This window comes from Bradyrhizobium sp. USDA 4452, from assembly GCF_054063575.1.
Window position 1 is genome coordinate 8098519 of record NZ_JBSSGK010000001.1, and the last position, 25864, is coordinate 8124382.

General features: G+C 62.9%; 22 protein-coding genes, 1 tRNA gene and 2 pseudogenes. 15 read left to right on the top strand and 10 right to left on the bottom strand.

Going from position 1 to position 25864, the window contains the following annotated elements; all coding sequences use genetic code 11:
* Nucleotides 1-19 precede the first annotated feature (19 nt).
* Nucleotides 20-1189 carry an acetylornithine deacetylase gene (gene argE / locus ACVISU_RS38185; protein ID WP_456710400.1) on the bottom strand — a complete coding sequence of 390 codons (1170 nt, stop codon included), beginning with the start codon at nucleotides 1187-1189 and terminating at the stop codon, nucleotides 20-22.
* Between the two features lie 166 nt (nucleotides 1190-1355).
* Here argE and ACVISU_RS38190 point away from each other — a divergent pair, with 166 nt between their 5' ends.
* Nucleotides 1356-1706, top strand: a complete 351-nt coding sequence (locus ACVISU_RS38190; RefSeq protein WP_456710401.1) for an NIPSNAP family protein — start codon at nucleotides 1356-1358, stop codon at nucleotides 1704-1706.
* A gap of 241 nt (nucleotides 1707-1947) precedes the next feature.
* On the opposite strand, the gene ACVISU_RS38195 is transcribed toward ACVISU_RS38190, so the two are convergent.
* Nucleotides 1948-2733, bottom strand: a complete 786-nt coding sequence (locus tag ACVISU_RS38195; RefSeq protein ID WP_050402229.1) for an SDR family NAD(P)-dependent oxidoreductase — start codon at nucleotides 2731-2733, stop codon at nucleotides 1948-1950.
* Nucleotides 2734-2887: 154 nt separating this feature from the next.
* On the opposite strand from ACVISU_RS38195, the gene ACVISU_RS38200 reads away from it, so the two are divergent.
* Together ACVISU_RS38200 and ACVISU_RS38205 are read left to right on the top strand one after the other, a co-directional pair.
* Nucleotides 2888-3595 carry a histidine phosphatase family protein gene (locus ACVISU_RS38200; protein WP_050402230.1) on the top strand — a complete coding sequence of 236 codons (708 nt, stop codon included), beginning with the start codon at nucleotides 2888-2890 and terminating at the stop codon, nucleotides 3593-3595.
* Nucleotides 3596-3670: 75 nt separating this feature from the next.
* Nucleotides 3671-4438 (top strand): SDR family NAD(P)-dependent oxidoreductase, encoded by a 768-nt coding sequence (locus ACVISU_RS38205; RefSeq protein ID WP_050402231.1) that lies wholly within the window; start codon nucleotides 3671-3673, stop codon nucleotides 4436-4438.
* A 129-nt stretch (nucleotides 4439-4567) separates the two neighbouring features.
* Here ACVISU_RS38205 and ACVISU_RS38210 read toward each other — a convergent pair.
* Nucleotides 4568-5791 (bottom strand): annotated as a pseudogene (locus tag ACVISU_RS38210) (serine hydrolase domain-containing protein).
* Between the two features lie 183 nt (nucleotides 5792-5974).
* Here ACVISU_RS38210 and ACVISU_RS38215 point away from each other — a divergent pair.
* Nucleotides 5975-6050, top strand: a tRNA-Trp gene (locus tag ACVISU_RS38215).
* A gap of 181 nt (nucleotides 6051-6231) precedes the next feature.
* On the opposite strand, the gene ACVISU_RS38220 is transcribed toward ACVISU_RS38215, so the two are convergent.
* The 6 genes from ACVISU_RS38220 to ACVISU_RS38245 form a co-directional block, all read right to left on the bottom strand.
* Nucleotides 6232-6762 carry a hypothetical protein gene (locus ACVISU_RS38220; RefSeq protein WP_050402233.1) on the bottom strand — a complete coding sequence of 177 codons (531 nt, stop codon included), beginning with the start codon at nucleotides 6760-6762 and terminating at the stop codon, nucleotides 6232-6234.
* 559 nt (nucleotides 6763-7321) lie between these two features.
* Nucleotides 7322-8464: a 3-keto-5-aminohexanoate cleavage protein gene (locus ACVISU_RS38225; protein WP_456710402.1), complete on the bottom strand. Its 1143-nt coding sequence runs from the start codon at nucleotides 8462-8464 to the stop codon at nucleotides 7322-7324.
* 250 nt (nucleotides 8465-8714) lie between these two features.
* A complete protein-coding gene (locus ACVISU_RS38230) occupies nucleotides 8715-8924 on the bottom strand; it encodes a VOC family protein (protein ID WP_456710403.1) in 210 nt (69 codons plus the stop codon).
* Nucleotides 8925-9002: 78 nt separating this feature from the next.
* Nucleotides 9003-9182, bottom strand: a complete 180-nt coding sequence (locus tag ACVISU_RS38235) for a hypothetical protein (RefSeq protein WP_157113500.1) — start codon at nucleotides 9180-9182, stop codon at nucleotides 9003-9005.
* 34 nt (nucleotides 9183-9216) lie between these two features.
* Nucleotides 9217-9621 (bottom strand): DUF2059 domain-containing protein, encoded by a 405-nt coding sequence (locus ACVISU_RS38240; protein ID WP_456710986.1) that lies wholly within the window; start codon nucleotides 9619-9621, stop codon nucleotides 9217-9219.
* Nucleotides 9622-9744: 123 nt separating this feature from the next.
* On the bottom strand, nucleotides 9745-10953 hold the full coding sequence (locus ACVISU_RS38245) for an OpgC domain-containing protein (RefSeq protein ID WP_456710404.1): 1209 nt from the start codon (nucleotides 10951-10953) through the stop codon (nucleotides 9745-9747).
* A 347-nt stretch (nucleotides 10954-11300) separates the two neighbouring features.
* On the opposite strand from ACVISU_RS38245, the gene ACVISU_RS38250 reads away from it, so the two are divergent.
* Entirely contained in the window at nucleotides 11301-12287 is a 987-nt protein-coding gene (locus ACVISU_RS38250) for an AraC family transcriptional regulator (protein ID WP_456710405.1), read from the top strand.
* Nucleotides 12288-12426: 139 nt separating this feature from the next.
* Here ACVISU_RS38250 and ACVISU_RS38255 read toward each other — a convergent pair whose 3' ends face one another.
* The gene (locus tag ACVISU_RS38255) at nucleotides 12427-13632 is read right to left on the bottom strand and encodes an ABC transporter substrate-binding protein (protein ID WP_456710406.1); all 1206 of its coding nucleotides are present in this window, start codon (nucleotides 13630-13632) and stop codon (nucleotides 12427-12429) included.
* Nucleotides 13633-13806: 174 nt separating this feature from the next.
* Here ACVISU_RS38255 and ACVISU_RS38260 point away from each other — a divergent pair, with 174 nt between their 5' ends.
* The 10 genes and pseudogenes from ACVISU_RS38260 (at nucleotide 13807) to rpoB (ending at nucleotide 25741) form a co-directional block, all read left to right on the top strand.
* Nucleotides 13807-14571, top strand: a complete 765-nt coding sequence (locus ACVISU_RS38260; RefSeq protein ID WP_050402239.1) for a FadR/GntR family transcriptional regulator — start codon at nucleotides 13807-13809, stop codon at nucleotides 14569-14571.
* Between the two features lie 53 nt (nucleotides 14572-14624).
* Complete coding sequence (locus ACVISU_RS38265) at nucleotides 14625-16238, top strand: acyl-CoA synthetase (protein WP_456710407.1); 1614 nt, start codon at nucleotides 14625-14627, stop codon at nucleotides 16236-16238.
* A 330-nt stretch (nucleotides 16239-16568) separates the two neighbouring features.
* Entirely contained in the window at nucleotides 16569-16760 is a 192-nt protein-coding gene (gene secE, locus ACVISU_RS38270) for a preprotein translocase subunit SecE (protein WP_016840554.1), read from the top strand.
* A gap of 20 nt (nucleotides 16761-16780) precedes the next feature.
* A complete protein-coding gene (gene nusG / locus ACVISU_RS38275; RefSeq protein ID WP_021081670.1) occupies nucleotides 16781-17314 on the top strand; it encodes a transcription termination/antitermination protein NusG in 534 nt (177 codons plus the stop codon).
* 131 nt (nucleotides 17315-17445) lie between these two features.
* Nucleotides 17446-17874: a 50S ribosomal protein L11 gene (gene rplK / locus ACVISU_RS38280; protein ID WP_008136439.1), complete on the top strand. Its 429-nt coding sequence runs from the start codon at nucleotides 17446-17448 to the stop codon at nucleotides 17872-17874.
* Nucleotides 17875-17880: 6 nt separating this feature from the next.
* Nucleotides 17881-18573, top strand: coding sequence for a 50S ribosomal protein L1 (gene rplA, locus ACVISU_RS38285; RefSeq protein ID WP_456710408.1), 693 nt, complete (start codon nucleotides 17881-17883; stop codon nucleotides 18571-18573).
* A gap of 127 nt (nucleotides 18574-18700) precedes the next feature.
* Nucleotides 18701-19700 (top strand): annotated as a pseudogene (locus ACVISU_RS38290) (2-hydroxyacid dehydrogenase).
* Nucleotides 19701-20231: 531 nt separating this feature from the next.
* Nucleotides 20232-20750, top strand: coding sequence for a 50S ribosomal protein L10 (gene rplJ / locus ACVISU_RS38295; protein WP_050402242.1), 519 nt, complete (start codon nucleotides 20232-20234; stop codon nucleotides 20748-20750).
* A gap of 53 nt (nucleotides 20751-20803) precedes the next feature.
* Nucleotides 20804-21181: a 50S ribosomal protein L7/L12 gene (gene rplL / locus ACVISU_RS38300; RefSeq protein ID WP_050402243.1), complete on the top strand. Its 378-nt coding sequence runs from the start codon at nucleotides 20804-20806 to the stop codon at nucleotides 21179-21181.
* 441 nt (nucleotides 21182-21622) lie between these two features.
* The gene (rpoB, locus tag ACVISU_RS38305; protein WP_050402244.1) at nucleotides 21623-25741 is read left to right on the top strand and encodes a DNA-directed RNA polymerase subunit beta; all 4119 of its coding nucleotides are present in this window, start codon (nucleotides 21623-21625) and stop codon (nucleotides 25739-25741) included.
* Nucleotides 25742-25864: the final 123 nt, after the last annotated feature.

Here is a 25864-nt window from a genome sequence, read left to right on the forward strand (position 1 = left end):
CGCCCTACGCATGAGAGTATCACTTCGCGCAATGCGCGATCAGCCGGGCGACGAAGTCTCCGCAAGCCTCGAGCTGCGACATCTCGACGAACTCATCCGGCGTGTGCGCCTGCGCGATTGCGCCGGGGCCGACCACGACCGACGGCACATCCGCCATGCTGACGAACAGGCTGGCTTCGGTGCCGAACGCGACCTTGGCGTGGTCGTTGCGGCCGGCGAGCTGCTTGGCGAGGGTAACGATCGGCGCGTCGGCCGCGGTGTCGAGCGCGGGGTAGTCGAGGATCTCCTCGAAATCGATCCCGCATTCGGGATGCCGCTTGCGCATGGCCGGCTCGATCTCGGCCTTGGCCCAGGCGATGATCGCGTCCGTCACTTCTCTGGATTCGGCGATGCCGATGCCGCGGCATTCGAATTCCATCACGCAACTGTCGGGCACGATGTTCAGCGCGGCGCCGCCATGCACGATGCTAGTGAGCAGCGTCGAATGCGGGACGTCATAGAGGCTGTCGCGTTCGGCATCCGCGGCAAGTAGCGCAGCGCGGCGGCGGATTTCGGTGATCAGGTCGGCCGCATGTTCGATGGCGTTGACGCCGTCGGGCGCGATCGAGGAGTGGCGGGCGAGTCCGCGGAACGTGGCGCGCACGCCGTGCTTGCCCTTGTGGCCGATGATCACCTGCATCTGGGTCGGCTCGCCGACGAAACAGCCGAGCGGCTTGATCGACTTGCGTGCGATCTCGCGCAGCATCGGGCGGACGCCGACACAACCGATCTCCTCGTCATAGGAGATCGCTAGGTTGATCGGCGTCTTCAGATCGGCCGCGAGCATTTCCGGAACCATCGCGAGACAGACCGCGACAAAGCCCTTCATGTCGGTGGTGCCGCGGCCGTATAGCCGGCCGTTCCGCTCGACGAGCTCGAACGGGTTGCGGCTCCAGTCCTGTCCCGCGACCGGCACGACATCGGTATGCCCTGACAGCACCAGCCCGGGCTTGTCTTCGGGGCCGACCGTGACCCACAGCGAGGACTTTTGTCCGGTTTCATCGACGATGCGCTGTCCGCTGACTCCAAGCGAGCCGAGGTAGCGCTCGATGTAGTCGATCAGGGGCAGGTTGCTGCGGTCGCTGACGGTGTCGAACGCGACGAGGTCGGCCAAGAGCTTGCGGATGCGGTCGGGGCGTTGGTTTTGCATTGCCTGTTCGTGTGCGAGGGAGTGTGCAGGGAATTGCAGATGTGCCGCCAATCCTGCCAGCAAAGTATAACAGCTGGTTTGCCTGCCGGGGCCAAGCAATATTCGGACCGTTGCCGGACGTTGTGAGGCGACATCCGTAGCCCCATGTAACGGCGGGGAGATCGCCATGATCCAGCAGCTGCGCATCTACGAAATCTTCGAAAACAACAAGGCCGCGTTTCACGCCCGGTTCCGCGATCACGCGGCGCGGATCATGACGGGGCGCTACGGGTTCAAATTCGCCAGCATGTGGGAAACGAAATTCGATGACCGCACCGAGTTCGTGTACCTGCTCGAATGGCCAGACGAGGCGACCAAGATCGCGCAATGGGCAGCCTTCATGGCCGATCCCGAATGGAGCGAGATCAAGCGGGTCACCCTTGCCGAGCACGGCCCGATGGTCGGGCAGATCGATGATCGGCTGTTGGCTCAGGTGGACCATTCGCCGGCGAGGGAGCGGAGCTTGTTGCCGGGGTAGCGAACGGCGTGCTTCGCTTTATCAGAAGTGTGGCTCGCGGCCCGTGCAACACATTCAGCGTCGTCCCGGCGAAGGCCGGGCGCATTACCACAAATGCGAATTGTTGCGTGACGCCGGGGCCATGGCCTGTTTCCAACAACACACCCCTTTGGTCCCGGCCTTCGCCGGGACGACAGTTGTGGGTGTGGTGCCGCCGTTGCGCCATACGAACACGCGGCACCGCGAACGGCGAATGCCGTTGTCAAATCGGCTTGCCCGTATACGGCATCGATGCGGTGAGACCGCCGTCGACCGGGATGGCCTGGCCGTTGACGTAGGACGCCTCGTCGCTTGCCAGGAACAATCCCATCGCGGCGAGCTCGTGCGGCTGGCCGGGCCGCTTCAAGGGATTGAGCTGGCCGATCTTGTCCTGGGTGCCGCGCTCCTTGGCGCGATCGAACACCGGCTTGGTCATGCCGGTCTCGATCAGGCCAGGACAGATCGCGTTGATGCGTACGCCGGTGCCGGAGAGCGAGTATGCGGTGGTCTGCACCAGGCTGATGACGCCGGCCTTGCTCGCGCCGTAGGGATGGCCGCTGGCGCCGGACTTTAGGCCCGCAACGGAGGCGGTGCAGACGATCGAACCGGAGCCCTGCTTGGTCATGTGCGGGATTGAATGTTTGATCGCGAGGAACGGGCCGATCAGGTTGACGCGCAGCACTTCCTGCCAATGTTCCGGGGTCTGGTCGGCGAGCGGCACGAGGCCGCCGCTGACGCCGGCATTGGCCCAAATCGCGTCGAGCTTGCCGTACTTCGACAGCGCCTTGTCGATGAAGGCCTTCACGTCGCTCTCCGAGCCGGCGTCGGCGGTGACGGCCTCGACAGTGCCGCCGGCGTCACGCACCAGCTTGGCGGTCTCGTTGACCCCATCGGTGCGGTCGACCGCGATCAGCTTGGCGCCTTCTTTGGTGAACAGCAGCGAGGCGGCGCGGCCGATGCCGCTTCCGGCGCCGGTGATGATGACGGATTTGCCTTCGAGGCGGCCCATGGTTTTTCTCCCTGTTCACATGGTTAGTTCGAGTGATTCCTGGCGCGTCTGCCGCGCGACGGAATTCAAACAAAATTTCAAACGTCCGAAGCACTTGAGACGATGTGCGGCGTGACGTACAGCGACGGGGGGACAGTATTGAAGGGCTCATCCGATGTCCAATCCAGACAGGCCTGACGTGACCGTGACGCGGTGGTGGTGGGTTCGCCACGCGCCGGTGCGCAGCGACGGCGGCAACATCTACGGGCAAGAGGACATCGACTGCGACACCGGCGACGTCGAGGTGTTCGAAGCGGTCGCAAAAATGCTGCCGCGCGACGCGGTGTGGTATTCGAGCAATTTGAAGCGCACGCACAAGACCGCTGAAGCGATCTGGGCCGCGGGTTTTCCGAGGCCGGCCGAGATGAAGCAGGAACGCGACTTCGCCGAGCAGCATCTCGGACGGTGGCAGGGCATGAACCGCGCCGCGCTGCTCGCGAGCCAGCCTCCCGGCCGAAGCTGGTTTGCCGACGTCAACGAGCCCGCGCCCGGCGGCGAGAGTTTCATGGATCTCTATACGCGGGTCTGCCGCACCATCGTGCGGATCACGGCTGCGGAGCCGGGCAAGAATATCATCGCGGTCGGTCATGGCGGCGTGATCCGGGCTGCAGTCGGTCTCGCGCTCGGCGGCCAGCCTGACCGGGGTCTGTCGTTCGACATCGACAATGTCTCGGTGACGCGGCTCGATCACATCGCCGGCATCGGCCTATCGACCTGGCGGCTGCCGATGGTGAACCAGCAGCCCTGGATCGCCGATCCACGCCACGCCGCGATGCATCAACCGTCCGGACCCGAAGTCAGGCCGGCGAGCAAGCTTGCGTGATTGCCGCTATCGCAACACCGGATCGCTGCCTAAGCTCGACACAGAATTTAAGCACCTCACATCAGGGAGAGAAACATGACCTTGTTCGACATGAAGGGAAAAGTCGCCGTCATCACCGGCTCGACGCGCGGCATCGGGCTCGCCATTGCCGAGCGCATGGCCGAGCACGGCGCCAAGGTCGTGATCTCCTCGCGCAAGGCCGACGTCTGTGAGCAGGTTGCGGGCGACATCAACGGCAAGTTCGGCAAGGGCACTGCGGTTGCGATCGCGGCCAACATCTCGTCGAAGGAAAACCTGCAGAACCTGGTCGACGAGAGCAACCGCGCCTTCGGCAAGATCGACGTGCTGGTCTGCAACGCGGCATCCAACCCCTACTATGGCCCGCTCGCCGGCATCTCCGACGATCAGTTCAGAAAAATCCTCGACAACAACATCGTCGCCAACAACTGGCTGATCTCGATGGTGGTGCCGCAGATGATCGAGCGCAAGGACGGCTCGATCATCATCGTGTCCTCGATCGGCGGCCTCAAGGGCTCGACCGTGCTCGGCGCCTACGCGATCTCGAAGGCCGCCGACATGCAGCTCGCGCGCAACCTCGCCTGCGAATACGGCAAGCACAATATCCGCGTGAACTGCATTGCGCCCGGCCTGATCAAGACCGACTTCGCCAAGGCGCTGTGGGACAATCCGGACACGCTGAAGGCTTCGACCGCGCGCTCGCCGCTGCTGCGCATCGGCGTGCCCGACGAGATCGCCGGCGCCGCCGTGTTCATGGGCTCGCGCGCCGGCGACTTCATGACCGGGCAGACCATCGTGATCGACGGCGGCGCGACGATCAGCTGACGCGCGTTGCTGAAGGCGGTTGTCGTCATGGCCGGGCTTGTCCCGGCCATCCACGTCTTCCTTCGTGGCCTCAAAGACGTGGATGCCCGGTACTAGGCCGGGCATGACGGGGAGGAGTGGCGCGCAGCCTCACTCCACCGCCGCATACACCCCGTTGCGGACCAGCGAGCGGGTGTATTCGCGCTGGCCCGGACCCTGCATCATGAATACCGCGATGAGGTCTTCGCGCGGATCGATCCAGAAGAACGTGCCGGCCATGCCGCTCCAGAAGTACTGGCCGACCGAGCCGGAGAACGGCGCGACACCCTGCTGCATGCGCACCGCGAAGCCGAGCCCGAAGCTGTGGCCGGGCGACACCAGCGTGCCCTGAACCTTAACGCCGGCGCCGAGGTGATCGGACGCCATGAATTCCAGCGTCTTGCGTCCGATGATCCTGGTGCCGTCGAGCGCGCCGCCATTGAGTAGCATTTGTGCGAAGCGGGCATAGTCCATCGTGGTCGAAACCAGTCCACCGCCGCCGGATTCCATCGCCGGCTTCTCCAGCATATTGAACAGCTGCACCTTCTCATTGGTCCAGGGATCGTTGGCAAAGGCCTCGGCGAGCCGGCCGGCATTGGCTTCCGGCGTGTGGAAGGCAGTCTCGTTCATCTGCAGCGGCGAGAGGATGCGCTCGGTGAGGAAAGCGCCGAGCGTCTGGCCGCTGACGACTTCGATGATGCGGCCGAGGATGTCGGTGGAACGGCTGTAGTTCCATTCGGCGCCGGGCTGGCAGACCAGCGGCATGGCGGCCAGCATGGTGGCGTGCTCGGCATTGGTGATCTTGCGGCTGCGCAGCCGCGACTGCTTGTAGAGCTACTGCACCGGGCCGTTGCCGGTGTGGTCATACGTCAAGCCCGACGTGTGGCGCAGCAGGTCCTGGATCGTCATCTGCCGCTGCACCGGGACCAGCTCCAGCTTGCCGTTGTGCTCGACGCCGACCTTGGTCTCGGCGAATTCGGGGATGAACTTCGCGACGGGGTCGTTGAGCAGGAAGTGGCCGTCCTCGAGCAGCTGCATGATGCCGACCGAGACGATCGGCTTGGTCATCGAGAAGATGCGGAAGATCGTGTCGTGCGCCATCGGCGCAGCGGCGGCCGGGCTTTGCCGGCCGATCGCGTCGAACCAGCCGATCTGGCCGCGCCGCGCCACCAGCACCGTGAAGCCCGGCGCGGTTCCCTTGTCGACCTCGCGCTTGAAGGTGTCGGACAGCGCCTGCAGCCGCGCGCGCGACAGCCCGATCGATTCGGGCTTGGCGAGGGGGAGGGACGGGGTGATCTGGCTGGCGGCATGCTTGGCGGCGGTCTGGGCGTTCATGGTCTCTCCCGGTTCTGGATTCTTGGGTTCTTGATTCTTGCGGCGCGGTGCCGACGTGGCGCGATGGCCGAACTGTGGCGCAGAAGTTTTGCAATGAACAGGAGCTTCGCTGCTTCGCCCTTGCAAACCGGCCATGCCCTGTGCTTGAAACGGCGCGAACCGGCGGCCACGCTGGTTCCCTGCAGGAGTGTAGCTCAATTGGTAGAGCACCGGTCTCCAAAACCGGGGGTCGCAGGTTCGAGCCCTGCCACTCCTGCCATAAAAATCAAATACTTAGCCAGAATCGCGCAGCGAACGCACCAAGAACGCTGAACACGCGAGATCCGGTTCGGACCCAAACATGTTCGGTCGCCTCGCGGACGGCAGCCGATCGGCCGATGCAAGGGGTGCGTTCCGGATGCGTCCGACGTGGGGTGAAGACGTCCTGCGGATCAGCTTCGCTAGGATTGCATTGGGACGTATTTCGTTCTCCGTACGAAGAACTGCTCGTACAATTTGTCGTCGCCAATGTCCCTGCCGACCTCCCTCAACGCGAAGAACGGCATTAGGACCACGAACATGATCAGCGTGACGACAAGCATTTCCTCCGGCCTTCCTCCGCCTAATGCAGCGATGCTTTCGCCGAGCGCCTTGCCGCGCCACAGGCCCACGAGAGTATCCTCAACCACGTGAAAGGACATCAAGATCACGGCATACACGGCCGACTTGTATACGATCGGATAGATCAGTGGCCTGTGCTTCATGTCTTCGGCGACGTTAAACGCCTCTGCGACGAACATGATCTTGGCCAGCACCAACGCATTGATTAAGGCAAAGCCCTGATGATACAGCAGGCTTTGCTGGTTCAGGACGATTGATCTGTGAACGGCAAACAGGCCGAGCAGAACCCAAAGGTAGAGAACAATCCAGAACAGCTTCCGCGCCTCCGCGACGCCCTTCTCCTTGATATGAGCGAGTTGTTGGTCGTGCATTGGCCGGTCTCCGACTTTGAGGCACCAATCAAGGTTCTGCACCAATTCGCCGCCGCCGCTCCAATTCATCGGCAAGGATCGGCACGCCGAGATTGCAGGCTTGCACGCCTTGAACAACGCAGCGCTTCAGCACCTCCATGATTTTCTCCATGGTCGCGCCTGCCTCGAGGGCACCCTTGATGTGCCGTCGCGTACCGGCGCGTACATGTGGGTGTAGGAGGCATCGAAGGCGATGCTGAGCGCGGATGTGACGCCGTGTTCCGTCTGGATCGAGATTTGTGAGGCGGCATTCAGTGCGACGCCGACGAGCTCGACAGGTTTCCGAGGCAGTACCTCGTGGGTCCACGGGCTGGTCGTCATCTTCACGCACGCGCGTGCCCAGGTTGGGTCCCATTCGTGGAGTGTACCGACCGCCGCATCCCATGGACCCGTCTGATGCGGCGAGCGGGTTGCGGTGCTCGTTTCAGTTTGCAGATTGCCGGTCATGTCCTCGCCTCAACAAGTGTCGAGCAAATGCTGCGGGTCCCGCATCAATGCATGCGAGACCCGCAGCAGGGATCTACTCCGCCGCCATCTGTGTCGGAGGCACCATGCAGTAGGCCATCGGATGGGAATCGCCGCCGGTCTTTGCGACCGCCTTCTTGCCGTCGGTCTCCCACACCAGGAACCCGGTCTGTCCGTCCTTGCGGGTCGGCGGCAGGCCGAGGTTGTGCAGCGTCTCCTCGACGCTGTCATACCAGACGCCGATCTTCATGATCTGGCGAGCTTCTTCCGCGGTTGCGAGCTTGCGGCCGAACTCCTTGCATATCCGCACGGCACCTTCGATCTGCTGCACTGTGGTCCGGCGCTTCTTGTCCGGCCCCCACAGATTGTCCTCATTGCCGACGCGCACGTGCTGCCCGAGCACGATCGCCATGGCGGAGATCGGGATCAGCCCGCGCATGCTGGTCCAGAAGGTCGCAGACGCTCCCTGTGGGACCTGACGAAGGAACTCCATCCAGTGATAGGGATTGCGGCCGAGCGTGCCGCCACCATAGCCGGCAATCGCAAGATTCATTGGCCCCATATAGACGCCGGCGCGGATCAGCCGCTCTATGAGCTCGAGCTGATGGACGTGGGCCGGGACGAAATACGGTTGAATCCGATTCTTCCGCAATCGCTTCAAGTGTTCGAGGTAGATGGCCGGCCCAGCATCAACCCACATGCCTGCCCATGCCGCCTGGATCTTAGCGTTATTCTCGAGGTGGGTGCCCTTGATATCGTCGGCTGACATCCAAGACATGATGTCCCATTGGGTTGTGCCGGTCGCGATCGTGACGCATTCCGGCTTTGGATCGAGCTCCGTCAGCATGTGTCTCGTATCATAATCGAGCCATTTCGCCTTGGCATCGGCCGACTTGGGGGCAAACGAGATCGAGCCGCCGACCTGCAGGATCATCTTGGGTACGGCCTGCTTCAGCCGGCCGATGAAGTAGTTGAACTGGTCGAAATCGACCGATCCGTGCCCGGTGGCGGGGTCACGCACATGCATATGGAGCATCGTGGCTCCGGCATTGTAGCAGTCCACCGCGGCCTGAACCTGTTCATCCCACGTCACCGGGATGTCGGCGTCGCCCGGAATCCACTCCGGCCCATATGGTGCCGCGGTGATGATCAGTGGCGCCATGTTCTCTGGCAGAATCGAGTCGTCAGTATAGTACATCTGCGTCTCCTCTATTGTGTGATCGTTCCCTTTCACTTCAAAACTGCGCACTGGCGCGACAGGAAGGTGGTTCAGTCTGGTTCTGGCGATGGAAATGCAGTGCGATCCGCCTGCCAGATGGCAAAGCAGTTTCCCTCAGGATCCGTGAGCACCGCATACCACCCGGTTCTGGGCACCGCTGTCTTGGGACGCACGATATGTGCGCCGATGCGCTGCGCTTCCGAAAGGGCGTCGTCCAGCGCGCTGACCGTCACGTAGGGCAGCCATGAACTCGGCCATCCGCTGCGCGGTATGTCAGACCGCCCCCGAAGCTCTTGCCATTCGCCGGTTCGGTTTGAATTCGCCAATAGTCGACGCCCGGCGCCTTCTCGATCTGCCAGCCGAACAGGCTGGCGTAGAACCGCGCGAGTTGCGCAGGAGCTTCGCCGTAGACTTCAAAGTGAGTCACCGGGCTGGTCATCGATCCACTCCCTCCATTGTTTGGCCGCAAGCCGTCGTCGCTGCAGGTTGCGGCTCTCGACCGGAATACGTCGGGAGGCTAGCTGCGCTCTCCTGTTCCGCCTCTTGCAACCTGCAACACACAAAGTGCAAGAAGCGCAGAGATCGCCCATCCCGCCTTGTTGAACTTGACCAACATTGCGGCCAACAACATCGCTAAAATCGTTATCGATGCAGGCAATTGCGGACCTTTCGTCAGAATACCGAATAGCCTTTTCATGCCAGCCATCCGATTTTGATCAAACAAGCTCGCGTTAAAGCTTGTGACCCTTCTGCCGTAGCGCTTCCGTTAGCCGCTGACGTAAATCCTCGCTTGCCTTGCGGCCGACGTCCTGACCGATTTGAGCGGTTTGCTGCGACATCGCAGACCATTTTTCGATTAGCTTTTGTCCTGTCGGCTGACGAAAGAAAGCGTCCATTTGACGCAATTCGTCGAGCGTGAAATTGGCGGCGTAGACGGCTGCCGCCTGCTCACGCATTTCATTGTAGTAGGGCGCATAGAGATCGCCGGCTTTGGTGACGATGAGATCGTAGTCGCTTTCGAGCTCCGCTCTCTCTTGCGTGACCAGAGGTTTGATGCGGAACAGGATAGCAGGAAGCAGCGCCTTGTACTGATCCCCGAGCTTCAGGGTGACCACCAGGCTTCTCGCCGCCGTCATTGCGTCGGGCGGCGATGTTTGTGCGGACGTGGTCAAAGTCAAACCAAGAAGAATGCCGCCGATGACCAATGAATGTCTGGGCATGGAAAACCCCGCAAGGTTGCGTATCCAAGCAATCGTCGCCTATTGGGCCGCAACTTGCGCCCCGTCGATGATGGTTTCTCCGACCTCGGGTGCGGGTTGGCCGCTCTCCGCACGGACAAACAGGTCGGGCACCTTTGCCGCGCGGTCCAGGAACCAAGCTATGACCACCATGATCAGAACGCCGGCGAAGCTAACCGCAAGCTGCTCCCAGGCACCCTTGGTGTACTGCGTCAAAATCCAGTGCGCCGAAAATGACAGCAGCACTCCGATACAGAAGATCGGCAGGGAATGCTGACCGCATAGGATCGTCGGGTGCAGCCACTTTGATTTCAGCGGCTTCCACTTGGGTGAGATAAAGAGTGTGACGACGGTGGCGAGCGCCAGGAAGTGCGTGAAGCGCAGCATGTCGAGGTCGGTCTTGTCGATAGGATAGATCGCCTTGACCATCCATTTCGGGATCAGGGATTCGAGGAATGCGCTGTGCCAGGTCATGACGATGACGAACGCGAACAAGATCCAGGCCGCGGCTATCGTGAGCGCAGTCTTCGACCACACCCATCTCGAGTACTTGGCGATTTCTCCATGCCCGCACCAGGCGGCGAACACGAACAGTAGCTGCCAGCAGAACGGATTGAAGTACCAGGTCGTGCCCGGCGGATAGGACGCGATGTTCCAGTCGAAAAGCCGCGACAGGATATAGAGCACCACAGAGCCGGCCAGGGTCAGGTTGGGACGGCGCACCAGGCACCAGACCATGAAGGGCGCAGCGAGTACCAGCACAATGTAGAGCGGCAGCACGTCGAGATTGACCGGCTTGTAACGCAACGTAATCGCCTGCTGAATCAGCACGTCTGGATGCTGAAGGAAGTTGAACACGTTGAATTCGTTTTCGTACATTGGATTGTCGAACCGCCGCGCAGTGCGCGCGATCTGCGCCGTAAAGATCAGAAACAGCATGATATGCGCGACGTACATCTGAGTTGCTCGCTTCCACAGACGTTTCATCGCCGCCGCGAACTGGCCACCGCGAATAATCGGGGTATAAATCCATCCGACCAGATAGCCGGAAATGAAGACGAAGAATTCGGCTGCGTCGCTGAATCCATAATTTCGCAATGTCAGCCACGACACGACGTCGTGGGGGATGTGATCAAGAAAGATCATCCACAGTCCGATTCCACGAAAGAAATCGAGCCGAAGATCGCGCTCGACTGGCCTGAAAAGAGCTAACGAGTCTTGCTCAAGCACGTCACGCTCCATTTGCTGGATGACGCGCCATCGCGCTGCGACGCCTCTCGAACGCGGCGGGGGCAAACTTGTCGGGCGGATCTACCGGAAATGCCCGCGCCGTCGCGTACGCGAGGTCGCGGGCTGCGCCGGAGGCACCCGGCCTTGCGCCTGAAATACCCATGCCAGACCTCTACTCGTTACAAAATGCACGGTTGGATTGTCAGGGTACCGCGTCGTCTGACGGGACGTCTCAGTTGACATGTTGATCAAGATCAACTCGTGCCGCTTGTTATTTTGCGACACGTCCCATGGTCTTGTGTCCCCGAAGTGTAGTTAACCCGCAGGCGTCAAGCTGAGGTGCCCGAATGGAAGGGCAGCAACGCGTCGGAGCTCTGGTTGAGCTTCCCCAGGTCTTGCGCGAACTGGGCAAGGATCCCGCGGGCGTCATCGCGGGCGCGGACATCAATCCCGACTTGCTGCGCAACCCTGAAAACTCGATCTCATTCATCGAGTTGGGCAGGCTCATCGAGGCCGGCGTAGCGGCGGCCGGATGCAAGCATTTCGGATTCCTGGTCGGGCAGCGGTCAGGGACCGCCAGCCTTGGGCTCGTCGGGCGACTGATGCATACTGCTCCGACGCTCAAGGATGCGATCCTGGACCTCGGCACCAACCAGCGACGCTATGTCCGCGGGGCAGTTACTTACCTTGTGATCCAGAACGACGTAGCTTTTTGGGGTTATGCCGTCCACTATCCGGGTGTGCAGGCCGTTGACCAGATCAGTGACGGAGCGATCGCGATCGGGTTCAATATGATGAGGGAGCTGGTGGGTGCAGCGCCCGAAGAGGTGCGTACCTCTCATCGAACCCCAAGCAACGTTGAACCCTATCGCCGTTTCTTTGGATTCGTTCCACGATTTGACGCAGAACAGCATGCGCTGGTGTTTCCGGCCAGTCTCCTCGACAGTCCTGTTCGCGGCGCAAACGAGGAACTGCGCCGAATACTGCAGAAGTCGATCGCCGCTTATTGGGCCGTCGAACAACCCTGCGTCACCGACACGGTTATCCGCATGTTGCGCGCAAGGGTGATATTTCGGGACGTCTCATTGGAAGAGGTCGCTAGCGAACTGTCGGTGCGACCCCGGACGCTGAACCGCCGGCTGCAGGCGGAGGGCAAGAGCTTTCGTGAACTGGTGAACCAATCACGGTTCGAAGTTGCCCGCCAACTGCTCGCGGGTACGCGGATGGATATTACCGACATAGCCCTTGCGCTCGGCTACGCTGAGACGAGCGGCTTTAGCCATGCCTTTCAGCGCTGGTCCGGTGTGGCGCCCAGCGAATGGCGGAGCAACTGATTGGCTTTGGCCCAATCCGGTTCTTGACGTGGCCTGTATGTTGAACTGGTAGCGAAACGCTGACCGCCCGCGAGCAAGCAAGCCCGTAAGAGAGCCGCATCTGGCCGAGGTCCCGGACCCCGGCCATGATAACTTTGACCTACTTGATCAGCGGGCAGCCGCCGTCTTTCAGCGGTCGGAACGCCTGGTCGCCGGGCACCTCGGCGAGCACCTTGTAGTAATCCCACGGCGCCTTCGATTCCTCGGGCTTCTTGACCTCGAACAGGAACATCGAGTGCACCATGCGGCCGTCCTCGCGCACCACGCCGTTGTCGGTGAAGGCGTCGCGCACCGGGGTCGCGCGCATCTTGGCCAGCACCGGCTTGGTCTCCTTGGTGCCGGCGGCCTTCACCGCGTTGAGGTAGTGCAGGGTGGCGCTGTAGGTCGCGGCCTGGTTCATGGTCGGCATCCGCTTCATGCGCTCGAAGAAGCGCTTGCCGAAGGCACGGGTACGGTCGTTGAGATCCCAGTAGTAAGCCTCGGTGATGATCAGGCCCTGCGCGAGCTTGAGCCCGAGGCTGTGGATGTCGGAGATGAACATCACGATCCCCGCAAGGTTCTGCCCGCCCGCGACGATGCCGAATTCGGAAGCCTGCTTGATCGCATTGATGGTGTCGCCGCCGCCGTTGGCGAGGCCGACGATCTTGGCCTTCGAGGCCTGCGCCTGCAGCAGGAAGGACGAGAAGTCCGGCGTGTTGAGCGGATGCCGGGCGCTGCCGAGCACCTTGCCGCCGGCGGCGCGGACCACGTCGCCGGTGTCACGCTCGATCGAGTGGCCGAACACGTAGTCGGCGGTGATGAAGAACCAGCTGTCGCCGCCGTTCTTCACGATCGCGCTGCCGACGGTATGGGCGTTGGCGTAGGTGTCGTAGGTCCAGTGCAGCGTGTAGGGCGAGCAGGATTTGCCGGTGATGTCGGAGCTCGCCGCATCCGTCACGATCATGATCTTCTCGAACTGCTTCGACATCTCCATGCCGGCGAGCGCGGTCGCCGAGGTCGGCATGTCGATGATCATGTCGATGCCTTCGGCCTCATACCATTTGCGGGTGATGGTGGCGGCGACGTCGGCCTTGTTGAGGGCGTCGGCGGTGACGAGCTCGATCGGCTTGCCGAACATCGAGCCGCCGAACTCCTCGATCGCCATCTTGGTGGCCTCGACATTCCCGGCGCCGCCGATGTCGGAATAGACCGACTGGAAATCGGTCAGCACGCCGATCTTGAGCGGCGCCTGTTGCGCGAGCGCGGGCCCTGCCAGTGCGGCGGCGATCAGGCCGGCAGCGGACAGACTCGTGACGATGGATTTCATGGTGATGCGCCTCCCAGGATATTCTTATCGGTTTGTCCGACAAAGCTAGATTTGCCCGGTTCCGCTGTCAATTCTCGACGGCCAGGTGCGACAATCCGGCCGCAGAGAGCCCATTTGACGCTTCAAGGGCCTTCGCCTACCTTTTGTCCGACAAACCACAATGGGGAGCCCAAGGTGCCCGCCACGCCGCTGTTCCGGCGCATCGACGTCGCGCCGGCCTACCAGAAGGTCGCGGACGCGATCGAACGCGAGATCATCAACGGCCGGATCAAGCCGGGCGAGCCGATCGGCACCGAGCAGCAGCTCGTGGCGCAGTTCGGCGTCAACCGCTCGACGGTGCGCGAAGGCATTCGCGTGCTCGAGGAGGGCGGGCTGATCCGCCGCGACTCTAGCCGCCGCCTGCAGGCTTGCCTGCCGCGCTACAACAAGCTCGCCACGCGGCTGTCGCGCGCGCTGATCCTGCACGAGGTGACGTTCCGCGAATTGTTCGAGGCCTCGATGACGCTGGAGGTGGCGAGTGTCGAGGGCGCCGTGGAGCGCGCGAGCGATGACAACATCGCCGAGCTCGCCGGCAATCTCGAGCGCAGCGCTGCCGTCGTCGGCAATCCCGCAGATCTCGCCGAGCTCGATGCGGAATTCCACGTCCTGATGGCCAAGGCCTCGCAGAACCGCGTGCTGCAGCTCGCCCGCGAGCCAGCCGCGCAATTGTTCTTTCCGACCACCGAGATGATCGTCGGCCGCGTGCCCGAGGGCGGCGCCCGCCTTGTCGAGGCGCATCGCCACATCCTCGATGCGATCAAGCGGCGCGACAAGGAGGCCGGCGTGCTGTGGACGCGGCGGCATTTGCAGGACTGGCGGCGCGGCTTCGAGAAGATCGCCTCGCTCGATCGTTCGGTCGAGCACACCTACATGGAACACGCCTACGCCGCCCGGCAATAGGGACGGCAGGGCGAAGACAAGACAACGACAAAAAGCACATTCGGGAGGGACAAATGAGCGGAGACATCGCAGCAACCATCCAGCGCGCCCGCGAGCACAGCATCGGCGATCTGCTGCGCCGGTCGGCCAAGCGCTACCCCAGCAAGACCGCGCTGATCTGCGGCGAGGTCAGCTGGAGCTTCGCGGAGATGGACGCGATCTGCAATCGGCTCGGCCGCGGCCTGCTCGGTCTTGGCGTTGCGAAGGGCGACCGCGTCGCGGTGCTGTCGCGCAACTCGCACGGCTTCGCCGCGTTGCGCTTCGCGGTGGCGCGGATCGGCGCGATCCTGGTGCCGATCAACTTCATGCTCAATCCGGACGAGATCAATTTCATCCTGGCCAATTCCGGCGCGAAGCTGCTCGCAGTCGGCCCCGATTTCGTGGAGACCGGGCACGCCGCGGCCGCCAGGGGTTCGGCGGTCGAAACCCTGATCTGGCTGCCGGGTGAGGATCCGGCCACCGCGCCTGAAGGCATCACGACGTTCGACAGCCTGCTGCACAGCGACGCCTCGGCGCCGGATACGTCAGTCGACAGCCGCGATCCCGCGCAGATCATCTACACCAGCGGTACGGAGTCGCTGCCGAAGGGTGCGATCCTCACCCATGAAGCCGTGATGTGGCAGTATGTCAGCTGCATCATCGACGGCGGCATGGCGGCCGACGACACCGTGCTGCACGCGCTGCCGCTGTATCACTGTGCGCAGCTCGACGTCTTCCTGGGGCCCGCGATCTATCTCGGCGCGACCAGTCTCATTACCGGCAAGCCGGTGCCCGACAATGTCTTGGCGCTGATCGCGGCCCACAAGATCAACGCGTTCTTCGCGCCGCCGACGATCTGGATCGCGATGCTGCGCTCGGGCGCGTTCGATCGCACCGATCTCTCGACCCTGCGCAAGGGCTATTACGGCGCCTCGATCATGCCGGTCGAAGTGCTGCTCGAATTGCAGCGGCGTCTGCCCGACGTAAAATTCTGGAATTTCTACGGCCAGACCGAGATCGCGCCGCTCGCGACCGTACTGGCGCCGGCGGACCAGCTGCCGAAGGCGGGGTCGGCCGGCAAGCCCGCGATCAATGTCGAGACGAGGGTGGTCAAACCGGACATGACCGACGTGAAGGTGGGCGAGGTCGGCGAGATCGTGCACCGTTCGCCGCACCTGCTGTCCGGCTACTACAATGATCCGGTCAAGACCGCGGCGGCGTTCGCCGGCGGCTGGTTTCATTCCGGCGATCTCGCGACCGTCGACGCCGACGGCTACATCACGGTCGTCGATCGCGTGAAGGACATGATCAAGAGCGGCGGCGAGAACGTCGCGAGCCGCGAGGTCGAGGAGATGATCTACCGGCTGCCCGGCGTGTCGGAGGTCGCGGTGGTCGGGCTGCCCGATCAGCGCTGGATCGAGGCGGTGACGGCGATCGTCGTGGTCAAGGCCGGCGCGAACCTCGATGCTGGCGCCGTGATCAAGCACTGCGCGGCGTCGATGGCCCATTTCAAGGTGCCGAAGCGGGTCATCTTCGTCGATGCCCTGCCGAAGAACCCGAGTGGCAAGCTGCTGAAGCGCGAGCTGCGCCAGCGCTATGTCGGCGGCGCCACGCTGGATCAGGCGGTGCAGAAGAGCTTTGCCGGGTGATCTGCCCGGCTTCCGCGGTAGGCGGCCGGGGCAACGGACATCGTGCCGTCAGCCTAAGTGCTTGATTCGAGAGGCCCCGTTCCGGCCTGCTGCGACCCGGGCGGGGCGGGGCGTGACCCCGCCGACCTTGACGTTTGGCCGGTCTCGCAGTAGATACCGCCCACTCGCAGCCGGCCCGCTTTGATCGCGGATATCCGGCGCGGCCTAATTCCCCGAACATTCGAGCTCGTTTATCGGCTCAACCTTCCAAACGAGGGCTGGGTCCGCAAGGTCGGCTGTTCGGATTCCTTGAAACGTTGCAATCGTCCGGAGACGGACGCGGATCTCACGATGGCTTTCAGCCCGTTCAAATTCCTGCAGGAAGTGCGCTCGGAGACCGCCAAGGTCACGTGGCCGACGCGCCGCGAGACGACCATCACAACCATCATGGTGTTCGTGATGGTGGCGCTGGCCTCGATCTTCTTCTTCGCCGCAGATCAGATCATCCGCTATCTGATTACCCTGATACTGGGCATCCACTGATGAGCACGGGAACTCAATTGATGGACAAGCGCTGGTACATCGTTCACGCCTATTCGAACTTCGAGAAGAAGGTTCAGGAATCGATCCGCGAGCAGGCTAAGCAGCGCGGGCTGGAAGAGCTGTTCGAGCAGATTCTGGTACCGACCGAGAAAGTCACCGAGGTGCGCCGCGGCCGCAAGATCGACGCCGAGCGCAAGTTCTTCCCGGGCTATGTGCTGGTGAAGATGAAGCTGACCGACGAGGCGTTCCATCTGATCAAGAACACCCCGAAGGTGACCGGCTTCCTCGGCGCGGAAAACAAGCCGATGCCGATCTCGGAGGCCGAGGCGATGCGCATCCTGCATCAGGTGCAGGAGGGCGTGGAGCGTCCGAAGGCGTCGGTGTCGTTCGAAATCGGCGAGAATGTGCGCGTGGCCGACGGCCCGTTCGCCTCGTTCTCAGGCGTCGTGGAAGAAATCGACGAGGCGCGCTCGCGTGTGAAGGTCGCGGTGTCGATCTTCGGCCGCGCGACCCCGGTGGAACTGGAATTCGGTCAGGTCGAAAAGGTGGTCTGACCGGACGGCGCGGGGTATATCCCCCTGCGTCAAGTGAGAGGCCGTGGGAGGGAGGAGGCGGTCGCCAGCCCCTTCAACCGAACCACGGAACCTGAAACCGCCGGCACCGTCCGGCACAACAGGAGTGATAAATGGCAAAGAAAGTGACCGGATACCTGAAGCTTCAGGTCCCGGCCGGTGCGGCGAATCCTTCGCCCCCGATCGGTCCCGCGCTTGGTCAGCGCGGTCTCAACATCATGGAGTTCTGCAAGGCGTTCAACGCGCAGACCCAGAAGGAAGAGAAGAATACCCCAATCCCGGTGGTGATCACGATCTATGCCGATCGTTCGTTCACCTTCGAGATGAAGACGCCCCCGATGTCGTTCTTCCTCAAGCAGGCTGCCAAGATCCAGTCCGGCTCGAAGGCGCCGGGCCGCGACAAGGCCGGCAAGGTGACCAAGGCGCAGGTGCGCGAGATCGCCGAGAAGAAGATGAAGGACTTGAATTGCGATACCATCGAATCGGCCATGAAGATGGTCGAGGGCTCTGCCCGTTCGATGGGTCTGGAAGTTGCGGGGTAACGGGCCATGTCAATCGGAAAGCGTCTGAAGAAGGCCCGCGAGGGTGTTGATCGCGAGCACCTCTATCCGCTCGCGGAGGCTATCAAGATGGTCAAGGAGCGCGCCAAGTCGAAGTTCGACGAGACGATCGAGATCGCGATCAATCTCGGCGTCGACCCGCGCCACGCCGACCAGATGGTCCGCGGCGTCGTCAACCTGCCGAACGGCACCGGCCGCACGCTGCGCGTCGGCGTGTTCGCGCGCGGCGCCAAGGCTGAGGAAGCCAAGGCCGCCGGTGCCGACGTCGTCGGTGCCGAAGACCTGGTCGAGAAGGTGCAGGGCGGTGCGATCGATTTCGATCGTTGTATTGCCACTCCCGACATGATGCCGCTGGTCGGCCGTCTCGGTAAGGTGCTCGGCCCGCGCGGCATGATGCCGAACCCGAAGATCGGCACCGTGACCATGGACGTCACCAATGCCGTGAAGGGTGCCAAGGGCGGTTCGGTCGAGTTCCGCGTCGAGAAGGCCGGCATCGTGCAGGCCGGCATCGGCAAGGCCTCGTTCTCCGAGGACAAGCTGGTCGAGAACGTCAAGGCGCTCGCCGACGCGGTCTCCAAGGCGAAGCCGGCGGGTTCCAAGGGCACCTACATCCAGCGCGTTGCGGTGTCCTCCACCATGGGCCCGGGCGTGAAGGTCGAGCCGGGCACGATCCTCGGCTGAGGTCTCCGGCCGTGACGAGATAATGAGGCGGGATCGGGCAACCGGTTCCGCCCTTTGTTTTTGTCAGCGCGTTCTCGAGTGAGGAAGCGCAGACAAGATCTGAAGCGTCTCGCAGGAAACAAGAACGATGCCCGATAAGGTCCTGGTCTATTCGCGCTTTCCCAAGGCCCAGCTGATCCGCTTCGGCGAGCGCTATGAGCTGCTGAACGCGGCCGGCAGGCGGCTCGACGAAGCGATCCCGGCAACCGAGCTCGCCGACGTCAGAGCCATGATCACTGCGGGCGGCACGGCGCTCGGCGCAGGTGCCATGGAGATGCTGCCGAAGCTCGGCGCTATCGTCTGCTACGGCACCGGCTATGACGGGGTCGATCTCGCTGCCGCCGCGAAGCGCGGCATCGCGGTCGGCCACAGCCCGGGGGCGAACGCGGCCTCGGTCGCCGACACGGCGCTGACCCTGATGCTGGCGTCGGTGCGGCGCCTGCACGTCGCCGACAATTATGTCCGGAGCGGCGAGTGGGCCGGGGCAAAGCCATCGCCGATGATGCGGCCGCAGGCCGGCATGCGCGGCCGCAAGGTCGGCGTCTACGGCATGGGCGAGATCGGCCGCAAGATCGCCAGCCGCGTCGCTGCCTTCGAGACCGAGGTCGGCTATTTCAGCCGCACCCGGTACGACCTGCCGTACCAGTACCTGCCGAGCCTGGAGGCACTCGCCGACTGGTGTAGTGTGCTGATGATTGCGGTGCGTGCCGGCGCCGACACCGAGCATGCGGTCAATGCCGACATCCTACGCCGGCTCGGCAGCGACGGCTTTGTCGTCAATATCTCGCGCGGTTCCGTCATCGACGAGGCCCGCGTTGGTCGCTGCGCTGACCGAGGGGGTGATCGCCGGCGCCGGCCTCGACGTGTTCGCCAGGGAGCCGCACGCGCCGGACGCGCTGACCGCGCTGCCGAACGTCGTGCTGTCGCCGCATCTTGGCGGCCACACCCTTGAATCGCACGTCGCGATGCAGGACTGCGTGCTCGCCAACCTCGACGCGTTCTTCTCCGGCAAGCCGCTGCCATACCAAGTGAGGGCGCCTAGGCAGCCGCCGGTTCCGGCCTCGGAACCAGCTCCAGCCGCCAGATGAAACTGGTCTGAAATTTGCTCTTGGCAAGCCGGGCAGGACCAGCTAAATAGCGCCTTCCGGGCGTGCTGGCACTTGCTGGCATGTCCGTGCTCGCATTCCGAAAACCTGAGATGATAGGAGATCATTCCTTTCCGCATGCCCGCAAGGATGCTCGAAAGGAAGGAGACCCGTCGCCTCCACCGGAATGAGGGCAGGGCGTTCGGCCCCGGCCGATAGCCCGATCCTGTCCAAGACTGCAGGCGCCCGCGAGAACTTCGTGTTTTCAACGGCTTAATCGAATGGCCTGCATAGACGGGTGAAGACCGGATTTTGCGTTCCACGTCGCGATCAGTTCGCGGCTGGGAGGCTAGTTTGGTTCGAACCTCGACAGCCCATGGCCGCAAGGCTTTGGGAGGGCAGGCTTCTAGATGTCGTCTTGCCCGGCATGTCCGAAGGGTCTTGCACCCTGCGGATCAGGTTTAGGGCGGGACGATGGGTGCAACCCGGCGGTCCTGCCTTCGCGGAAAGGCCGCCAACCGGAAAGAGCTTGCTGTGGAACGAGCGGCAAAAAAAGAGTCGGTCGAACAACTCAACGAGGTCTTCAAGACCACGTCGGTTGCGATCGTTGCTCATTATTCCGGCCTCACCGTGGCCCAGATGCAGAAGCTGCGCATGCAGATGAAGCAGGCGGGCGCATCGGTGAAGGTCTCGAAGAACCGTCTCGCCAAAATTGCTCTTGAAGGCACTGACGTCGCTGCCATCGGCTCCCTGCTGAAGGGACCGACCGTGATCGCTACTTCGAACGATCCGGTTGCGGCGCCAAAGGTTGCCATCGAATTCGCCAAGGCGAACGAGAAGTTCGTCATCCTCGGCGGCTCGATGGGTAAAACCGTCCTGAATGTCGACAGCGTGAAGGCGCTTGCCTCACTGCCGTCGCTCGACGAGCTGCGCGGCAAGATCGTTGGCCTCCTCGTGGCGCCGGCGACCAAGCTTGCTCAGCTGTCCAACGCGCCTGCGGCCAAGCTCGCACGCGTCATTCAGGCTCATGCCTCAAAGAGCGAAGCGGCCTGACCCCTTCGCTAATCTCAAACCTGGTTCGAACCAAACGTTTAAGGAACTAAACAATGGCTGATCTGCAAAAAATCGTCGACGACCTCTCGAGCCTCACCGTGCTCGAAGCGGCCGAACTCGCCAAGCTCCTCGAAGAAAAGTGGGGCGTGTCCGCCGCTGCCGCCGTCGCGGTTGCCGGCCCGGCTGCCGGCGGCGCTGCCGCTGCTCCGGCTGAAGAGAAGACCGACTTCACCGTCGTGCTGGCTGCCGCCGGCGACAAGAAGATCGAAGTCATCAAGGAAGTCCGCGCCATCACCGGCCTGGGCCTGAAGGAAGCCAAGGACCTCGTCGAAGGCGCTCCGAAGCCCGTCAAGGAAGGCGTCAACAAGGAAGAAGCTGACAAGATCAAGGCCCAGCTCGAGAAGGCTGGCGCCAAGGTCGAGCTCAAGTAATGCGCGATCCGGGAGCGCCGCAGGGCGCTCCCGGACCATGCAACCGGCGTGCGACAGGTTGTCGCGTGGCGCGCCGGAAACAAAAAAGTGCGGGGATCCGTGGACTTAACCCTCGAATCTCCTTTATTGCCATCCCATATCGGGTTGGTAGCGGAAAAACACGGTAGGCGGCGGGGGCGGCAGGGCACCCGGCGGAAGCCGTTGGGAGACAGTCAGATTTCGGGCTTTTTCAGTCCGTAAAGCGGAGCGTTTGGACGAGCGGGTGCAGTGATGTGCCTCGCGCGTCGTTTTGCGTTTTGGAGGTGATTGGGGCCGGGCCGGGGATTTAATTCCTGACTTTGCGCTTCGTTCCTTCGGGACGATTCGAAATTCAACCCGGGGCCGATGGCAGTCGCTCCCGGAAGGTTCGCCCCACAAAGGCGACGAAAATGAGAGGCCACGATGGCGCAGCAGACATTCACCGGTCGCAAACGCGTACGCAAGTTTTTCGGTCACATCAAGGAAGTCGCCGAGATGCCGAACCTCATCGAGGTTCAGAAGGCGTCCTACGACCAGTTCCTGATGGTTGACGAGCCGGCCGGCGGTCGCCTCGACGAGGGCCTGCAGGCGGTGTTCCGCTCGGTGTTTCCGATCTCGGATTTTTCGGGCACCTCGATGCTCGAATTCGTCCGCTACGAGTTCGAACAGCCGAAATATGACGTCGACGAGTGCCGCCAGCGCGGCATGACCTTCGCTGCGCCGCTCAAGGTGACGCTGCGCCTCATCGTGTTCGATATCGACGAGGAAACCGGCGCCAAGTCGGTGAAGGACATCAAGGAGCAGGACGTCTACATGGGCGACATCCCGCTCATGACGATGAACGGCACCTTCGTCGTCAACGGCACCGAGCGCGTCATCGTCTCGCAGATGCACCGTTCGCCCGGCGTGTTCTTCGACCACGACAAGGGCAAGACCCATTCGTCCGGCAAGCTGTTGTTTGCTGCGCGCGTGATTCCCTATCGCGGTTCCTGGCTCGACATCGAGTTCGACGCCAAGGACATCGTGTTCGCGCGCATCGACCGCCGCCGCAAGATCCCCGTGACCTCGCTGATGTACGCGCTCGGTCTCGACGGCGAGCAGATCCTGTCGACCTTCTACAAGAAGATCACCTACAAGCGGACCAAGGACGGATGGCGCGTGCCGTTCGACGCCAACCGCTTCCGCGGCTACTCGACCGTCAACGACCTGGTCGACGCCGACACCGGCAAGGTGGTGCTCGAGGCGGGCAAGAAGCTGACCGTGCGCCAGGCGCGCCAGCTCCAGGAGAAGGGCCTCAAGGCGCTGCGGATGTCGGACGAGGAGCTCGTCGGCAACTATCTCGCCGAGGATCTCGTCAACCCGAAGACCGGTGAGATCTACGCCGAGGCCGGCGAGGAGATCACCGAGAAGTCGCTCAAGGTGCTGAACGAGCAGGGCTACAAGGACCTGCCGCTGCTCGACATCGACCACGTCAATGTCGGCGCCTACATCCGCAACACGCTGTCAGCCGACAAGAACATGACGCGTGAGGACGCGCTGTTCGACATCTACCGCGTGATGCGTCCGGGCGAGCCGCCGACGCTGGATTCGGCGCAGGCGATGTTCCAGTCGCTGTTCTTCGATGCCGAGCGCTACGACCTCTCCGCGGTCGGCCGCGTCAAGATGAACATGCGCCTCGAGCTCGATGCGCCCGACACCCATCGCACGCTGCGCAAGGAAGACATCCTGGCGGTGATCAAGACGCTGGTCGACCTGCGCGACGGCAAGGGCGAGATCGACGACATCGACCACCTCGGCAACCGCCGGGTGCGCTCGGTCGGCGAACTGATGGAGAACCAGTACCGGATCGGCCTGCTCCGCATGGAGCGCGCCATCAAGGAGCGCATGTCGAGCGTCGATATCGACACCGTGATGCCGCAGGACCTGATCAACGCCAAGCCCGCGGCCGCCGCGGTGCGCGAGTTCTTCGGTTCCTCGCAGCTGTCGCAGTTCATGGACCAGACCAACCCGCTGTCGGAGATCACCCACAAGCGGCGCCTGTCGGCGCTTGGCCCAGGCGGTCTGACCCGCGAGCGTGCCGGCTTCGAAGTCCGCGACGTGCATCCGACGCATTACGGCCGCATCTGCCCGATCGAGACGCCGGAAGGTCCGAACATCGGCCTGATCAACTCGCTGGCGACGTTCGCGCGCGTCAACAAGTACGGCTTCGTCGAGACGCCCTATCGCAAGATCAAGGAGGGCCGGGTCACCGACGAGGTGGTCTATCTGTCGGCGATGGAAGAGGGCCGCTACCGCGTCGCGCAGGCCAACGTGCCGCTCGATGCCAAGGGCCGTTTCACCGACGATCTGGTGGTCTGCCGTCATGCCGGCGAAGTGCTGCCGGTGACGCCGGACAAGGTCGACTACATGGACGTGTCGCCGAAGCAGCTGGTTTCGGTCGCCGCGGCGCTGATCCCGTTCCTCGAGAACGACGACGCCAACCGCGCGCTGATGGGCTCGAACATGCAGCGCCAGGCGGTGCCGCTGGTTCGCGCCGAGGCGCCGTTCGTCGGCACCGGCATGGAGGGCGTGGTCGCCCGCGACTCGGGCGCGGCGATCGCCGCGCGCCGTTCGGGCGTGATCGACCAGATCGACGCCACCCGCGTCGTGATCCGGGCCACCGAGGATCTCGATCCGACCAAGTCGGGCGTCGATATCTACCGGCTGATGAAGTACCAGCGCTCCAACCAGTCGACCTGCATCAACCAGCGTCCGCTGGTGAAGGTCGGCGACGTCGTCAAGAAGGGCGACATCATCGCCGACGGTCCGTCGACCGATCTCGGCGAGCTCGCGCTCGGCCGCAACGTGCTGGTCGCGTTCATGCCGTGGAACGGCTACAACTTCGAAGACTCGATCCTGCTCTCCGAGCGGATCGTGAAGGACGACGTCTTCACCTCGATTCACATCGAGGAGTTCGAGGTGATGGCCCGCGACACCAAGCTCGGTCCTGAGGAAATCACCCGCGACATTCCGAACGTCTCGGAAGAAGCGCTGAAGAACCTCGACGAAGCCGGTATCGTCTACATCGGTGCGGAAGTCCGCGCCGGCGACATCCTGGTCGGCAAGATCACGCCGAAGGGCGAGAGCCCGATGACGCCGGAAGAGAAGCTGTTGCGCGCCATCTTCGGCGAGAAGGCCTCCGACGTCCGCGATACCTCGCTGCGCGTGCCTCCGGGCGTGCAGGGCACCATCGTGGAAGTCCGCGTGTTCAACCGCCACGGCGTCGACAAGGACGAGCGTGCGCTGGCGATCGAGCGGGAAGAGATCGAGCGTCTGGCCAAGGACCGCGACGACGAGCAGGCGATCCTGGACCGCAACGTCTACAACCGCCTCGCCGAGCTCTTGGAGAACCGCCAGGGCATCGCCGGTCCGAAGGGCTTCAAGAAGGATACCAAGATCACCCGTGCGGTGCTCGACGAGTATCCGAAGTCGCAGTGGTGGCTGTTCGCCTCGCCGAACGACAAGCTGATGGCCGAGATCGAGGCCATGCGGAAGCAGTACGACGAGTCGAAGAAGGGCCTCGAGCAGCGCTTCCTCGACAAGGTCGAGAAGCTGCAGCGTGGCGACGAATTGCCGCCCGGCGTGATGAAGATGGTCAAGGTCTTTGTCGCGGTGAAGCGCAAGATCCAGCCCGGCGACAAGATGGCCGGCCGTCACGGCAACAAGGGCGTGGTGTCGAAGATCGTGCCGATCGAGGACATGCCGTTCCTCGAGGACGGAACGCATGCCGACATCGTGCTCAATCCGCTCGGCGTGCCGTCGCGCATGAACGTCGGTCAGATCCTCGAGACCCATCTCGGCTGGGCCTGCGCCGGCCTCGGCAAGCGCATCGGCCAGACCATCGACGCCTACTATCAGAAGCAGGATCTCAAGCCGCTGCGCGAGACCCTGAAGAAGATCTACGGCGAGGATGAAACCATCAAGTCGCTGAACGACAACGAGCTGGTCGAACTCGGCCGCAATCTGAGCCACGGCGTGCCGATCGCAACGCCGGTGTTCGACGGCGCCAAGGAAGCCGACATCGAGGAGATGCTGAAGCTCGCGGGCTTCGACGCCTCCGGCCAGTCGACCGTCTATGACGGCCGCACCGGCGATGCGTTCGATCGCAAGGTGACGATGGGCTACATCTACATGCTCAAGCTGCACCATCTCGTGGACGACAAGATCCACGCGCGTTCGATCGGTCCGTACTCGCTCGTCACCCAGCAGCCGCTGGGCGGCAAGGCGCAGTTCGGCGGCCAGCGCTTCGGCGAAATGGAGGTCTGGGCGCTGGAAGCTTACGGCGCCGCCTACACGCTGCAGGAAATGCTGACCGTGAAGTCGGACGACGTCGCCGGCCGTACCAAGGTGTACGAGGCGATCGTGCGCGGCGACGACACCTTCGAGGCCGGCATTCCGGAATCGTTCAACGTGCTGGTCAAGGAAATGCGCTCGCTCGGCCTCAACGTCGACCTGCACAATTCCAAGGTGGGACCGGCGCCGACGTCGGAAGCGGCCGAGTAACGCTGTGATTGACGCCCGGCGCGAAAGCGCCGGGCCTTCGCGCTCCGCTCGGACGTTGAGTGGGGCGCGCGTTGAATAAAACTTTCGAATTTGCTGCCGGTGACGATCGGCACGCGAGGAGAA

Excerpts from the sequence above, each read along its gene's own strand:
- rplL (WP_050402243.1), top strand. The coding sequence starts at position 20,804 with ATGGCTGATCTGCAAAAAATCGTCGACGACCTCTCGAGCCTCACCGTG.
- ACVISU_RS38205 (WP_050402231.1), top strand. The coding sequence starts at position 3,671 with ATGACCTTGTTCGACATGAAGGGAAAAGTCGCCGTCATCACCGGCTCG.
- rplA (WP_456710408.1), top strand. The coding sequence starts at position 17,881 with ATGTCAATCGGAAAGCGTCTGAAGAAGGCCCGCGAGGGTGTTGATCGC.
- secE (WP_016840554.1), top strand. The coding sequence starts at position 16,569 with ATGGCTTTCAGCCCGTTCAAATTCCTGCAGGAAGTGCGCTCGGAGACC.
- rpoB (WP_050402244.1), top strand. The coding sequence starts at position 21,623 with ATGGCGCAGCAGACATTCACCGGTCGCAAACGCGTACGCAAGTTTTTC.
- ACVISU_RS38235 (WP_157113500.1), bottom strand. The coding sequence starts at position 9,182 with ATGAAAAGGCTATTCGGTATTCTGACGAAAGGTCCGCAATTGCCTGCA.
- ACVISU_RS38240 (WP_456710986.1), bottom strand. The coding sequence starts at position 9,621 with ATGACGGCGGCGAGAAGCCTGGTGGTCACCCTGAAGCTCGGGGATCAG.
- ACVISU_RS38225 (WP_456710402.1), bottom strand. The coding sequence starts at position 8,464 with ATGTACTATACTGACGACTCGATTCTGCCAGAGAACATGGCGCCACTG.
- ACVISU_RS38230 (WP_456710403.1), bottom strand. The coding sequence starts at position 8,924 with ATGACCAGCCCGGTGACTCACTTTGAAGTCTACGGCGAAGCTCCTGCG.
- ACVISU_RS38200 (WP_050402230.1), top strand. The coding sequence starts at position 2,888 with ATGTCCAATCCAGACAGGCCTGACGTGACCGTGACGCGGTGGTGGTGG.
- ACVISU_RS38255 (WP_456710406.1), bottom strand. The coding sequence starts at position 13,632 with ATGAAATCCATCGTCACGAGTCTGTCCGCTGCCGGCCTGATCGCCGCC.
- ACVISU_RS38220 (WP_050402233.1), bottom strand. The coding sequence starts at position 6,762 with ATGCACGACCAACAACTCGCTCATATCAAGGAGAAGGGCGTCGCGGAG.
- ACVISU_RS38190 (WP_456710401.1), top strand. The coding sequence starts at position 1,356 with ATGATCCAGCAGCTGCGCATCTACGAAATCTTCGAAAACAACAAGGCC.
- argE (WP_456710400.1), bottom strand. The coding sequence starts at position 1,189 with ATGCAAAACCAACGCCCCGACCGCATCCGCAAGCTCTTGGCCGACCTC.
- ACVISU_RS38250 (WP_456710405.1), top strand. The coding sequence starts at position 11,301 with ATGGAAGGGCAGCAACGCGTCGGAGCTCTGGTTGAGCTTCCCCAGGTC.
- rplK (WP_008136439.1), top strand. The coding sequence starts at position 17,446 with ATGGCAAAGAAAGTGACCGGATACCTGAAGCTTCAGGTCCCGGCCGGT.
- ACVISU_RS38195 (WP_050402229.1), bottom strand. The coding sequence starts at position 2,733 with ATGGGCCGCCTCGAAGGCAAATCCGTCATCATCACCGGCGCCGGAAGC.
- ACVISU_RS38265 (WP_456710407.1), top strand. The coding sequence starts at position 14,625 with ATGAGCGGAGACATCGCAGCAACCATCCAGCGCGCCCGCGAGCACAGC.
- nusG (WP_021081670.1), top strand. The coding sequence starts at position 16,781 with ATGGACAAGCGCTGGTACATCGTTCACGCCTATTCGAACTTCGAGAAG.